This window comes from Candidatus Pelagibacter sp. Uisw_113 (assembly GCF_047717815.1).
GTDB lineage: Bacteria > Pseudomonadota > Alphaproteobacteria > Pelagibacterales > Pelagibacteraceae > Pelagibacter.
The window spans coordinates 300062-314018 of the sequence record NZ_CP159809.1 but is presented as its reverse complement, the minus strand read 5'-3'; the positions used below and the strand labels follow the sequence as shown (position 1 = coordinate 314018).

General features: G+C 34.2%; 13 protein-coding genes. 12 read left to right on the top strand and 1 reads right to left on the bottom strand.

Translation table 11 applies throughout. The annotated features are described in order from the left end of the window. Positions 1-26 precede the first annotated feature (26 nt). The gene (locus tag ABXT39_RS01600; RefSeq protein ID WP_415277889.1) at positions 27-971 is read right to left on the bottom strand and encodes an ABC transporter substrate-binding protein; all 945 of its coding nucleotides are present in this window, start codon (positions 969-971) and stop codon (positions 27-29) included. 118 nt (positions 972-1089) lie between these two features. On the opposite strand from ABXT39_RS01600, the gene ABXT39_RS01595 reads away from it, so the two are divergent. The 12 genes from ABXT39_RS01595 to ABXT39_RS01540 all read left to right on the top strand — a co-directional run bounded on the left by ABXT39_RS01595 (position 1090) and on the right by ABXT39_RS01540 (position 13956). Further along, the gene (locus tag ABXT39_RS01595; RefSeq protein ID WP_415295507.1) at positions 1090-3417 is read left to right on the top strand and encodes a DUF1989 domain-containing protein; all 2328 of its coding nucleotides are present in this window, start codon (positions 1090-1092) and stop codon (positions 3415-3417) included. After that, the gene (locus ABXT39_RS01590; protein WP_415295505.1) at positions 3386-3772 is read left to right on the top strand and encodes a hypothetical protein; all 387 of its coding nucleotides are present in this window, start codon (positions 3386-3388) and stop codon (positions 3770-3772) included. The genes ABXT39_RS01595 and ABXT39_RS01590 overlap by 32 nt, the downstream gene beginning before the upstream one ends. Positions 3773-3874: 102 nt before the next feature. After that, complete coding sequence (locus ABXT39_RS01585; protein ID WP_415295504.1) at positions 3875-5203, top strand: NAD(P)/FAD-dependent oxidoreductase; 1329 nt, start codon at positions 3875-3877, stop codon at positions 5201-5203. Positions 5204-5275: 72 nt separating this feature from the next. Beyond that, positions 5276-6745 (top strand): glutamine synthetase family protein, encoded by a 1470-nt coding sequence (locus ABXT39_RS01580; RefSeq protein ID WP_415295502.1) that lies wholly within the window; start codon positions 5276-5278, stop codon positions 6743-6745. A gap of 25 nt (positions 6746-6770) precedes the next feature. Continuing rightward, on the top strand, positions 6771-7715 hold the full coding sequence (locus ABXT39_RS01575) for a glutamine amidotransferase (protein ID WP_415295500.1): 945 nt from the start codon (positions 6771-6773) through the stop codon (positions 7713-7715). Next, positions 7703-8557: a GXGXG motif-containing protein gene (locus ABXT39_RS01570; protein WP_415295499.1), complete on the top strand. Its 855-nt coding sequence runs from the start codon at positions 7703-7705 to the stop codon at positions 8555-8557. Before ABXT39_RS01575 ends, ABXT39_RS01570 begins: the two co-directional genes overlap by 13 nt. After that, on the top strand, positions 8557-9981 hold the full coding sequence (locus ABXT39_RS01565; protein WP_415277901.1) for an FMN-binding glutamate synthase family protein: 1425 nt from the start codon (positions 8557-8559) through the stop codon (positions 9979-9981). Before ABXT39_RS01570 ends, ABXT39_RS01565 begins: the two co-directional genes overlap by 1 nt. Positions 9982-9990: 9 nt before the next feature. Then, on the top strand, positions 9991-10392 hold the full coding sequence (locus tag ABXT39_RS01560; RefSeq protein WP_271482723.1) for a hypothetical protein: 402 nt from the start codon (positions 9991-9993) through the stop codon (positions 10390-10392). 125 nt (positions 10393-10517) lie between these two features. Further along, entirely contained in the window at positions 10518-11918 is a 1401-nt protein-coding gene (locus tag ABXT39_RS01555) for an ammonium transporter (RefSeq protein WP_415277902.1), read from the top strand. 12 nt (positions 11919-11930) lie between these two features. Beyond that, on the top strand, positions 11931-12155 hold the full coding sequence (locus ABXT39_RS01550) for a hypothetical protein (RefSeq protein WP_415295498.1): 225 nt from the start codon (positions 11931-11933) through the stop codon (positions 12153-12155). A gap of 233 nt (positions 12156-12388) precedes the next feature. After that, positions 12389-13273: a class II glutamine amidotransferase gene (locus ABXT39_RS01545; RefSeq protein ID WP_415295496.1), complete on the top strand. Its 885-nt coding sequence runs from the start codon at positions 12389-12391 to the stop codon at positions 13271-13273. After that, positions 13270-13956: a protein glxC gene (locus ABXT39_RS01540; RefSeq protein ID WP_415295495.1), complete on the top strand. Its 687-nt coding sequence runs from the start codon at positions 13270-13272 to the stop codon at positions 13954-13956. The genes ABXT39_RS01545 and ABXT39_RS01540 overlap by 4 nt, the downstream gene beginning before the upstream one ends. Position 13957 lies beyond the last annotated feature (1 nt).

The window sequence follows — 13957 nt, the reverse complement described above, 5'->3', positions numbered from 1 at the left end:
AGATTTCAATTTATTAACTGTTACCCTTATTTAGTAAAAGCTTGCCAAACACTCTTATTATCAGCTAACCATTTTTTAGCTGCATCTTCATGAGTCAATTTGTCAAGGTCAACTAAAGCAGCCATTGCACCAATGTGACTTGTAGAGAATGACATTTTTTTAAATGCCGCTGCTGCTGCTGGATGTGTTTTTGGAAAGTCTGCAGTTACAGCCTTTTTCAAATAACCATCTGGCGAACCACATTTTCCATCACCACCGTCTTCTGGTCTACAACCTGCTGAATATGGAGGGAAATCTATAAAAGTAAAACCAGCACCATCTGTAAAGTTTGGTGTCCAGTTGAATATTATAGTTCCTCTTCCTTCTTTTTCAGCTGATTTAAGTTCTGCCCAAAGTGCATCTGCACTTCCAGCAAATTTAACAGTCCAAAGATCTCCAAGTCCTAAAGCATCAACCCTTTGAGGTATTAAATCTCCATGCCAACTTTGCGGACCTTCTAGCATTCGTCCTTTTCCACCTGAGTCAGGTGTTGTAAAGTTTTTAGCACAAGCTGGATTTTTTAATGCAGTCCAGTCTGGAAGACCAGGACATAATCCTTTTTCAGTAACCCAGTTTGGATATCCCATATCTTCAAGCGTTCGAGCTTCATGATCTCCCCAGTCAACTAAACCACCTTTATCTAGCGCTGTAGTAAATGATTTTCCAAACGCAGATTCCCACACTTCATGAGATAAACTTACATCGCCGATACGAATTGCTTCATAAACTGCTTGTGAGTCTGTATTTACATATTTTACATTATTTCCCATACTTTCGAAAATTCCACCAATAACATGAGCCATTACAATTTGGCTAGACCAGTTATGAGTTGGAATAACGATAGGTTTTTTACTATCTGCTGCATTAGATACTCCAGCAAAACTAACTGCTGAAATTACCAAGGCAGATATTAATGATACTATTTTTTTCATTATATTCTCTCTCCTTAATATTAATGTTTAATTAAGCATGTTCTCACTTATTAAATTTATAGTCAATGGCCTTTGATTATATTAAGCTAATGTTAAATTATTTAAATTTATATCGGTAATGCTGCATACTAGTAACAATATACGAAATCCTGGATTAAGAACATTACCACCTGGAGTTGAAAGATATTTTGTAAGAGGTGGCGGGCTCTCTATAATAGAAGTTTTGCCAGAAGATAAAATAGAAATCATTAATGAAGAAGGAAGACAAATTTGTGAAATAATTGTTTTTAATTCAAAAGGTAAATCTGATCTATCTATTTTAAATTTGAAAGAAAATGCTAATGCAGATTTTTCAAAAAAAACTATTGCTAATGATGAAAAAATTTCAAAGCTGCTAAAGAATAAAAACCTTGATTTAAATAACGCTAAATCATCAATTGTTTTTAGTGAAGATTGTTTTATGGGTGAAAAAATAACATTAACCTCAAAAGATAAATGTATTGTAATGATTGCTGCACCTGGTGATGCAATGAATGTCCATGAACAAAATCCACCTACAGATTTAACTATTTTTTTAAATAAAGCTAAATTTATTGAAACAGATGAACAATTTATTTTGCCAGATCCGCTTAGTGATCCAATTATTGAACAACTTGTAAAGAGAAGAACTGCTGAAACTTATGAGGTAAAAGCTGGTGAATATATTCAGATAATTGATCCAGGCGGAAGGCAATGCTCTGATTTTCTAGCTTTTGATACACAAAAATTAAATGACGGCATTGAAAGTATTATTGATGATAAAGCAACACGAACTTTTATGGGTGGTGCTTACCCTGGGCCTGGTTTGTTTTCAAAGTTTTATGATGGTGATCATGAAGCTATGATTGAAGTTGTAAGAGATACAGTTGGAAGACATGATACTTTCAATCTTGCTTGCACATCAAAATATTATGAAGATATGGGTTATATGGGTCATATTAATTGTACTGACAATTTTAATAATAGACTGGATAAATATGATATCAATTCTAGAAAAAGTTGGTCTGCAATAAATCTTTTTTTTAATACTGCAATTGATGCTAATAATGTTGCATCTTTTGATGAACCTTGGTCAAGACCTGGAGATTATGTTTTATTTAGAGCTTTAAAAGATCTAACATGTATATCATCAGCTTGTCCTTGTGATGTTGATGGTGCAAATGGCTGGAATCCCACTGATATTTTTGTTAGGACTTATTCAAAGGAAAAAAAGTATTCAAAAGCAATAGCATTTAGAATGAAAACAGACTCAGAACCTAAACTAACTCAAGAAACAGGTTTCCATAAAAAAACTTCAGAACTAACAAGAAACTTTGTTGAGTATAAAGGTTTTTGGCTTGCTAATAATTTTACAAATTCAGGAACTATAAAAGAATATACAGCTTGTAGAGAAAGTGCGATTGCAACAGACTTATCGCCTCTTAGAAAATTTGAAATTCTTGGACCTGATGCAGAAAATTTAATGCAATATACTCTTACTAGAAATGTAAAAAAATTATCTATAGGACAAGTTGTTTATACAGCCATGTGTTATGAAAATGGGTGCATGTTAGATGATGGTACTTTATTTAAATTAGGACAAGATAATTTTAGATGGATTGGTGGAGATGAATACAGTGGTGAATGGTTAAAAGAACAAGCTAAAAAAAAAAATTATAAAGTTTGGATTAAATCTGCAACAGATCATATTCACAACATTGCAGTTCAGGGACCAAATAGTAGAAAAATTTTAGAAAAATTTGTATGGACGCCTCCTATACAACCATCCATCACTGAACTTGAATGGTTCAGATTTAATATTGCAAGAATAGATCATGAAACAGGTACGCCAATTGTTGTTTCAAGAACAGGTTACACTGGTGAACTTGGCTATGAAATTTGGTGTCATCCAAAAGATGCTGCAGAGGTTTGGGATAAAGTTTGGGAAGCTGGTAAGGAGTTTGATATTACTCCATTAGGCTTAGAAGCTTTAGACATGGTTCGTATTGAAGCTGGACTAATTTTTTATGGCTATGAGTTCGATGATCAAACAGATCCCTTTGAAGCAGGTATTGGTTTTACAGTGCCACTTAAAACTAAAGAAGATGATTTTATAGGTAAGGAAGAATTAATTAAAAGAAAAGCAAATCCACAAAAAAAATTAGTTGGTCTGGAATTAGTTGGTCATGAACCGGCAGTAAATGGAGATTGTGTTCATATTGGTCGTGGTCAAGTGGGTGTAATAACAAGTGGAATGCTATCACCTAAACTTGGAAAAAATATTGCACTTTGTAAAATAGATGTAAAATATTCTGAAATAGGAACAGAAGTTGAGATTGGTAAACTTGATGGTCATCAAAAAAGAATTGCTGCAAAAGTTGTTCCCTTCCCTTTCTATGATCCAACAAAATCAAGAGTTAGAGCATAATAAAATGCCCGATAACAGCAAAGATCTTTTAAATTTTTGGGAAGACCAGATGAAGCAATCACATACATCTAGTAACTATTTTTTTAGAAAATCTCCTTCACATTATCATATGATGTTACTAGTAATGTCAGCGCATAAACTTAATGAAAAGCTTTCTGTTGAGGGGCTAAAAACAAAATTATTTAAAACCTCTAGACCAAAATCGGCTTTGATAATTAATGAGGCTTGTGAAAAAGGATTCTTTCGTTTGGAAAAAACTTCAACTGATCAGCGAATAAAAAATATTATACCAACTGAGACTTTTATTAATGAGTTTAAACAATACCTTGCTACTTTAAAAAAGCTAAGCTATTAGCACCTAATTCAACAATCTCTTTAAGTTGATATCTTTTATATATAAAATTTAGTTATAAATATAATTATATTAATTACTTTTTAGAAAAAATAATGTTTTCATATGTCAACATTACCAACTAAAGCTAAGGTAGTAATCATCGGAGGCGGAATTCATGGCCTAAGTACAGCTTGGAAACTTTCAGAAACTTATAAAAATCCTGGTGACATTGTAATTCTTGAAAAAAAAGATACTGCAGCAGGTGCAAGTGGAATAGCTTGTGGTGTTATAAGAAATAATTATTTTCAACCAGCTATGAGAGAGTTAATGGCTCACTCTGTTTCAGTCTGGGAAAGTGATCCTAAAGCATGGAAATATAATGCTGTAGGGTATTTACAAATATCTCCAGAGGTTATGCACGAAGATGTTGCTACAATTTATGAGCAGCAAAAAGCTATTGGTTACGAATCAGAATTTATAGAGGGTGAAGCAGACTGTACTAAATATATGAAGGGAATGTTTGATGATTGGCAAGCACAAGGCATCACATCCATACTTCATGAGAAAAAAGGTGGTTATGCATTCAACAAGGCTTCCATAAAAGCTCTAGAAGAAAAATCTACTACAAATGGTGTTGAGGTTATTAAGGGTGTGACGGTTACAGGATTTAAAAGAGGGAGTAATAGCAAAGCTGTTACGGGTGTTGAAACAGATAAGGGAATTATTGAGTGCGAACAAGTAGTTGTTGGCGCTGGTCCTTGGGTTAGAGATTTTTGGAACATGTTAGATCTTCCAAAAGTTGCAAATATTAAAGGACAAGATGGAAAATTTCATAAAGAAGATATGTGGAAATATTGGATGCTACAAGAAGGTGTTATTGGTGTTGATAAAGATTTTTTAAGAATGAATGATGGTGGTCAGCCTCCTGTAATGCATGTTGACTCAACTGCCCCACTATATTCTGACACAACTAAAAAACTAATTACAGATGAACTTTGGGGAATTTATTATAAGCCAGACATTGAAGGTCTTGGTGTTCAGGGTGGAACATCTCCCTACATAGTTGATAAACATTTCGATAAAATAAATATTGATCCTTATGGACTTGAGTCTCCTGAATTTCAAACAACAGAATCATTTAATGATATGTGGTGTTCAGCTTTAGCTCATTGTCATAAAAGGTTTGAAGGTAAATCTGGTCTATATAGAAAAGGACCCTCTGGTGGTCTTGGATGTATGACACCAGATAATTTTCCTATATTCGATAGATTTTTAGAAAATGTTTACATGATAGCAGATGCAAATCACGGATATAAAATGATTGGTGTAGGTGAGCTTGTTGCACAAGAAATTTTGGGAACTGAAAGTGAATTATTAAAACCATTTAGATTCAACCGTTACGAGAAGGGTGAACTTCATCCAACTTCTAACAGTCCTTTCCCTTGGAGTTAAACTTCAAGCCTAGACACAAATAATTTTTTCAGTTACGGTTCCTTAAATAAAAATTCATTAGAGGGAGAAATAATGACAGATTTAGATAGACACGTTAGACAACCAGGTAGAGACAAATTAGTAAAGCAAGTTAGAGCTAAAATTAATGAGCTAGGTGTTGAATATATTTATTTTCAATTTATTTCTGTAACTGGAAGAGTTGTAGGTAAAGGTATTCCTACTGATCATTGGGAAAGAACTTGCGAAAAAGGATTTCAATTAGTTTACGGAGCTACAGCAAACTTATTTGTTGATCGTCATGGAGATTATATTGGTTATGGACCAGAAGCTAAAGAGCTAGTTGGTATACCTGATCCTGAAACATTTTGTCAGCTTCCATGGGATAAAAAAGTTGCAAGAGTCTTTGTTACTTGCTTTAGAAATAGAGAAGAAAGAGATAATCCGGGTGCACATTTAACATCAGATTGTCGTGGAAATTTAAGAATACATGCTCAAGAATTTAAGAAGAAACATGGCTACCAATTAAGAGTTGGAACAGAACCAGAAATGATGTGGTTAACTAAAAATGAAGATGGTTCACCTACTGGTAAAGGTTTTTCTAAACCTTATTGCTATCACATAGATCAATTTGAGTCGTTAAGACCAGTTTTCATGCAAGTCTTTAAATACGCTAGAGCAATGGGTTTTGACATGATTCAAGGTGATCATGAAGATGCACCGGGACAATTAGAATTAAACTGGATGTATGATGATGTTTTAAGAAATGCAGATAGACTTTCAACTTATAGACAAATTTGTGCACAGGTTGCTAGAGAATTTAATTTGATAGCTTGCTTTATGACAAAACCTTTTATGGGAGTGTCAGCAAGTGGTTGTCATACAAATATGTCTTTGTGGAAAGGTGGAAAAGATAAAATTAATAAATTATCTCATAAATCTATACCGGCGATGGATGATGTTTTTACTTATGTTGAAGGTGGAACTAATTATTTTATGCCAGACACTAATGATATTCAATTACCGGGTAAAATTGGATTAAAAGCAATTGGTGGAGTAATGAAGCATTTGGGCGCCTTAACAGCAATCGGTTCTTCAACCGTGAACTCATATAGAAGATTATGGGATACTGGTTTTTGGGCTCCTGTTTACGCTGACTGGGGATTTCAAAATAGAACTTGTGGATTAAGAGTATCTGCGCCAGGAAGATTTGAATATCGTTCAGTTGATTCAATGCATAATCCTTATTTAATGGGATCTGGGTTATTAAAATGTTTTGATGACGGAATAACAAATAACATTGATCCAGGAAAACCTGAGTCTAGAAGTATGTATGATGCTCAAGCTGCTGGAAAAATAGTTAAAAAACTACCAATGAGTCTTGGTGAAGCTTTAAACCGTTTAGCAGATGATGAGGTTATAAAATCAGCTATGCCAGATGAAATGTATAAAGTTTTCCATTGGTATAAAAATGATGAATGGGAAAAATTTTTAGGTGCAACAACACAGTGGGATCTAGATACGTATCTGGACTGCCTACCATAGTCTTTAATAAAAATAGGGGAAATATATGTGTGGAATAGCGGGATTAATTTATAAAGATAAATCAGTGAACATTGGAACTCAATTGCAAGGAATGCTTCAAGCATTAAAGCATAGAGGTGAAGATTCTACTGGCTATGCACTTTATGGAGATACAGATGGGAAAAATTTCATTATGCGGTTTAAGGTTGGAGAAAATGTTGGTGAAGGTAGTTCGTCAGTAAGTGAAGAGACTTCTGTTTATGATGAAAGAATTAAAATAGTTAAGTCACATATTTTAGGTATGGGTGCAAAAATTATTAAAGAAGAAAGAATACTTCCCTACTCTTTAAGATATGAGGTTAATTATGACGAAAAAGACTTAAGAGAGTTTTCTAGAAAAATCGAGAGCGTTCCTGGTGTTGAAATTCTTTCTATGGGTAAGTCTTTAGAGGTTATTAAAGATTTGGGTAATGCAAAAGACGTTTGTGATAGATATAATTTAGATAAAGTTGTGGGGACACATGCAATCGGCCATGCAAGGATGGCAACTGAATCTGGTGTAGATATTAAATCAGCCCACCCTTTTTGGGGATATCCATTTAGCGATGTGTCTGTAGTTCATAACGGTCAATTAACAAATTATTGGAATAATAGAAGAATGCTAGAAAACGAAGGTATGAGATTTATGTCTGAATGTGATTCAGAATTAATTGCAGTATATCTAGCAAAAAAATTGAGGGATGGTGCAACCCTTGAAGAAGGTATGAAAGATTCTTTAACAGGTCTTGATGGAGTATTTACTTACTTTGTTGCAACAAAAGACTCATTAGGAATGGCAAAAGATACAATGGCAGCAAAACCATTAGTTCTTTATGAGTCTGATAATTTAATAGCAATGGGATCTGAAGAAATTGCAATTAGAGCAATTCTTCCTCAAGAAATTGATACATATGATCCATATGATGGAGAGGTAAAAGTATGGCAAATTTAAAGACTACAGAGAAAAAAACAAAGTCCCAGTCAATGGGTATGCACACAGAAGTTTTAACAGGAAGAACTCAACAAAAGTTTTTTAATCCTGACGAAGGTGAAAATTTTTATTATTTTGGAACTTATGATGTGGATTTTAATAAAAGAACAGAGCTGGATGTTAAAGAAATGACCGCTCCAGAAGCTAATAAAGAAATTGATAATTTAATGAGCCAAGGTTTTGGAACAATTGTTATTAAAAACCCTCAAGGAAAACATAGTTTAGGTGTTGGTATTTTAAATAAATTAAACTTAATTTTTGAAGGAAGTTTGGGTTATTTTGGTATGGGTTCTTGTGATGGACCTACTGTTAGAATTAATGGTAGAGTTGGCTGGTCTTGTGCTGAAAACTTAATGGCAGGAAAAGTTGTTATAGAAAAAAATGCAGGATCGTGCTTTGGTGCCGCTATAAGAGGTGGTGATTTAATTTGCAAAGGAAGTGTTGGTGCAAGAACTGGTATTGACATGAAGGGTGGAACTATCATTGTTGGTGGTGATGCTGGAGCTTTTACTGGTTTTATGATGCAAAGAGGAAGAATTATTATTCTAGGTGATGTTGGAATAAATTTAGGAGATTCTATGTATGATGGAACAATATTCATTGGTGGAAAAATAGGATCATTTGGAAGTGATGCTGTTCCATCAGATCTTACAGACAGTGATCAAGATTGGTTAAAAAGAAAATTAAAAGTTGCAGAGATAGGTGAAAAATTTGATGTCAGTAAAATGACAAAAATAGTCGCAGGGAAAAAACTTTGGAACTATGATAATCTAGAACCTCATGAAAAGAAAGGAGCTATCTAATGGCTAAAAAGAAAGTTAAAAAAAATAGTAAAAAATTAAAAAAAACTAATGGAAGTGTTGGTGGTAAAGCTGATGTTCATGCACACGAAGAGGGCAAAAGAAACAAAAGTCTATTAGGTCACAACGCTATTTTTACTCCTGAAGTTATAGACGATATTCATATTAAAGCTCAACTTGGAAGATACAGAATGCGTGGAATGGCGTTAATGAAAAAAATTCCTACATTCGATGATTTAGTTTTTTTACCCGGAACTCTTACGAGATTTGTAATTGAGGGTTATAGAGAAAAATGTGAAACGAAAACTATAATCGGACCAAATTGTGAAAACCCAATTGAACTAGATATACCAGTATATATTACAGGTATGAGTTTTGGAGCACTTTCTTATGAAGCAAAAACTGCTTTAGCAAGAGGAGCAACAATGGCTGGGAGCGCAACATGTTCTGGTGAAGGTGGAATGATTCCAGATGAGAGAAGATATTCTGAAAAATGGTATTACCAATGTATTCAATCAAGATATGGTTTTAATCCTCATCATGCTCAACTAGCTGATGCAATTGAAGTATTTATTGGCCAAGGACAAAAAGTTGGAATGGGTGGACATTTAATGGGTCAAAAAGTTACTGATCAAGTTGCAGAAATGAGATCTCTACCATCTGGTATTGATCAAAGATCTCCAGCAAGACACCCGGACTGGTTAGGTCCAGATGATCTAGCTTTAAAAGTTGAAGAATTAAGACAACTTACAAAAAACAAAGTACCAATTCAATTAAAACTAGGTGCGTCAAAAGTTTATGACGATGTTCGTATGGCTGCAAAATGTAATCCTGACTCAATATTTTTAGATGGTATGGAAGGTTCAACAGGAGCTGGTCCTCACATAGCTGCTGCGAATACTGGTATCCCAGGAATTGCTGCAATCAGAGAAGCAAGAAGAGCTATTGATGATGTTGGCAAAACTGGACAAGTAACTTTAATTTATGCAGGTGGTGTTAGAGATGGTGCTGATATGGCGAAGGCTTTAGCCTTAGGTGCTGATGCAATAGCAATTGGTACTGGTGCTTTAATGGCTTTAAACTGTAATAAAGATATACCAGAAGCAAATTTTGAAAAAGAAATGGGTGTAAAGGCTGGGGAATGTTATCACTGTCATACTGGTCGTTGTCCAGTTGGTGTTGCAACACAAGATCCTAAATTAAGAGCTAGATTAAATCCTGATGATGCTGCATTAAGAGTTTATAATTACCTTCATGCAATGACATTAGAGGCTCAACTTTTAGCAAGAGCATGTGGTAAAACTAATATTCACTCATTAGAGCCTGAGGATTTAGCTGCTCTAACAATGGAATCATCTGCATTAGCTAAAGTTCCGTTAACTGGAACTAACTTCACTGTTGGTGTTGATAACTATCACAAAATATAAGAGGTAAAAATGGTTAAGAAAAAAACAAAAACAAAAGTAAAAAAAGAAAATCTAGGTGGAAAATCTAAAGAAACTGCTAGAGAAAAAATGATTGGGCAACATATCGGTTATAGATATGACGTTAACCTATTACCTGATTATAAGAAGATGACTCCATTCTTAAAAAAATATGTAGAGGCAATGGGATGGGATGATCTTAACTGGTTAGAAGATATTCATATGGGTTATGAAGAGGATAGACCTGCTGTATTTTGTAGAAATGCAAATGGTTGGGTTACAATTCCAAAATCAATCAAATTACCAAACAACCAACAAGACAGGGATATGATTGCAAGAGAGCTTTTAGTTAAGTTTCAAATGTCTAAAAAGCACCCTCTTGTTGATTTGAAAAAAGCTTACCTTAAGTTTTAGTACCTCAATCAAAGGTTGATTATTTTTTAAAACTCGTTGCAGTTACTTGTTTATTTAAGCAATGTATAGTTTGTCACGTCTCTATAAATTTTATAGTCTTTCTAAAAACTAATAGGAGAGAGATTATGGATGATCAATTAGGCGCTCTTACAGTTATATTTACAGAATTTTACTACTGGGTAACGGTAGTATTAATGTTCCTGATTCACGTCGGGTTTTGTATGTATGAAGTTGGAGCCTCACGATATAAACATCACCAACATACTTTAATGAAAAATACCATGGTAATACCATTAGTAACGGTAACTTGGTTTTTCTTTGGTTGGTGGATTTACTGGGCATTCCCAACAGGACCGGGAATAGCACCTTCAATAATGAATGAGAGTTCAGCATTAATTACTGACGAAAGTACTTTTAGTGCTAAATGGTATGTAGCAAATACTGAATTTATGGCTGTCAACTTAGGTGACCGTATAAGCGGAGTATTCTGGGCTGCATTCTTACTATTTTCATGGACAGCTGCTTCAATTGTTTCTGGAGCAATTATCGAAAGAATTACAACTTTTGCATTTGGTATTTTAGCAATTGCAATTGGTTCGTGCTTCTGGGTAATTGATGCTGCTTGGGGATGGCACTTTGATGGATGGATGCTTAAAATTTTAGGATATCATGACGCTTACGCATCAGGAGTAATTCACGCAATTGCGGGTGGATTTGCTTTAGGTGTTCTAATCGTTTTAGGACCTAGAATAGGAAAGTTCTCATCAAGTGGTGAACCAAGAAATATAGGGCCAAGAAACCCATGGCTAGTTACAGTTGGATTATTTTTAATCTATACTGGTTTCTGGGGATTTTATGCGGCATGTAATATACCGATATTTGATCTTGGACCTGAATATGGAATGGAAGGTGTAACATACTGGACAGCAACAAACATATATGTAACCCCAACTACACTGAGTGGAATAACCTATAACTTCTTGATGTCATTATCAGGTGGATTATTGGCTGGATACGTGGTCGCAAAAGGTGATCCATTCTGGACTTACTCAAGTGGACTAGCTGGGATCATCTGTGCATCTGCAGGTAATGATTTGTATCACCCGATACAAGCAATGCTTATTGGTGCGATCGGTGTTGTTATAGCATACAAAATGCATTACTGGGTTGAACGTAAGTTCAAAATTGATGATGCAGTTGGTGCAGTAGCCGTACATGGTTATGCAGGAGTTGTTGGTCTTATAATTTGTGGATTTGTGTTAAATGGTTACCCAGCATCTGGATATAATGTTGGAGCTATGTGGGACGGATCAACTTATGCATCAATCAATCCACTGGGACAATTCCTTGGAGCAATTATAATGTTCGGAGTTCTTGGAATGTTACCAGGCTACGTTATTGCTAGAATACTAAGCGCTTTTGGTAAATTAAGAATACCGCGTGAAGTTGAAATAGCAGGACTAGACTATGAAATAATGGAGGACGATAGAGAAGCTGAAAAAGCAGTCGCCTCTTCAACTAGGTAAAGGAGAAAAAATATGGCTACAGTTACAAACTGGATAGATCATTTAAGTGCAAAAGAGGTTGTCGGAGCAGTTTATCCGGGGGCCGGATCCACTGAAACTTTACTAGTTATTCTTGGTGTAGTTTTTTGGATTGGCTGGCATGTTATAACTGCTAGATCTGAGAGTGAAAAACTTTCAAGATTAGCAAGAAAAAGACATGGTGCTAATGATCATAAGAGCAATATTACCGACTGGTAATATTAACTAAAAATTTGGGCGCTACTTAATTGTGGTGCCCTTTTTTTTTACAAAAATTATACAATCATGGATAGAAATAATAACGAAGATCACAGACCAAGTAAGATGAGAGGTGTCGTTTTTCCAAAAGCAAAGTATGGAGTGATAGCGGCTATTATCATCATTGTGGTAGGAAATATTTTCTACTATAAAGATTTTCTACTGTCTCTAATAAAATAAACTTAAAAAAATTTATGTGTGGAATTGTTGGCATCTACTTAAAAACTAAAAAATTTGAAAAAAATTTAGGAAAGATGCTATCAGGCATGCTTAATAATATGGAATCTCGTGGACCAGACAGTGCTGGCTTTGCTATTTATAAAGATGAAAGTAAAAAAATCTACAAGTTTTCTTTATGTATTAATGATTTAAACTTTAATAGCTTTAAGAAAGAAATAACTAAAAAAATTAAAAAAGCTAAACTTACTCAAATCTCAGATCATGTAATTCTAAAAACTCTAGAGCAGCCAAAGAAAGTAATTGAAATAATTAATTCTAATTTTCCTAAAGTATCTATAGTTGGGTATGGTCGATCAATAGAGATATTTAAACAAGTTGGTAATCCCAAAGATGTAGTAAAAAAATTTAAATTAGATAGTTTTAGTGGCACTCATGGAATAGGCCATACAAGAATGGCTACTGAAAGTGCAATAACTACTGATGGATCTCACCCCTACTCGACTGGTGAAGATGAGTGTTTGGTTCATAATGGATCATTATCAAATCATAATAATTTAAGAAGAGAGCTCACTAAAAAAGGTAACGTCTTTAATTCTGAAAATGATACTGAAGTTGCCGCAGGATATGTTTCTAACAGTTTATCAAATAATAAATCTTTAAAAGATACCCTTACATCTGGTCTTAAAGATTTAGATGGTTTTTATACTTTTATTGCAGGAACTAGAAAAGGCTTTGCAGTTGTTAGGGATGAAATAGCATGTAAACCTGCAGTAATAGCAGAAACAAAAAACTATGTAGCAATAGCATCAGAATTTCAAGCCATGGCTCATTTACCAGATGTAAATAGTGCAAAAATTTTCGAACCTGAGCCTGGCATTGTTTATTCTTGGGGAAATTGATGAAATTAGATTTAAAAAAAAAGAAATTAAGAGAAATTAATAATACTTTACAAAATTTAGATAATAAAAAAAATGAAAGAGATTTTATAATTATAAATCCAGAAGGTAGTCACGCATTATGTGCTGGATTAAATCAGGAAATGAAAGTTTTAATTAAAGGCCATGTTGGCTATTATTGCGCAGGCATGAACCAAAAAGCACATGTAACAATAGATGGAAATGTTGGAACGGGTGTTGCTGAAAATATGATGTCTGGAACAGTACATGTTAAAGGTAATGCTTCACAATCTGCAGGTGCAACTGCTCATGGTGGGTTACTTGTAATTGATGGAGATGCTAGTTCAAGATGTGGTATTTCAATGAAAGGAGTTGATATTGTGGTTAAAGGTTCTGTTGGTCATATGTCTGCATTTATGGCTCAATCTGGAACAATGTTAGTTTGTGGTGATGCAGGTGAAGCTTTGGGTGATAGTCTTTATGAAACAGATATTTTTGTTAAAGGATCAGTTAAATCTTTGGGTGCAGATTGCATAGAAAAAAAAATGGAAAAGAAGCATTTAGATAAAATTTCAGCTCTTTTAAAAAAAAGCGAAATAAAAAATATTAAACCAGATAGTTTTAAGAGATATGGTTCAGCACGAAAACTATATAACTTTAATATTGATAACGTTTCAAGCTATTAAT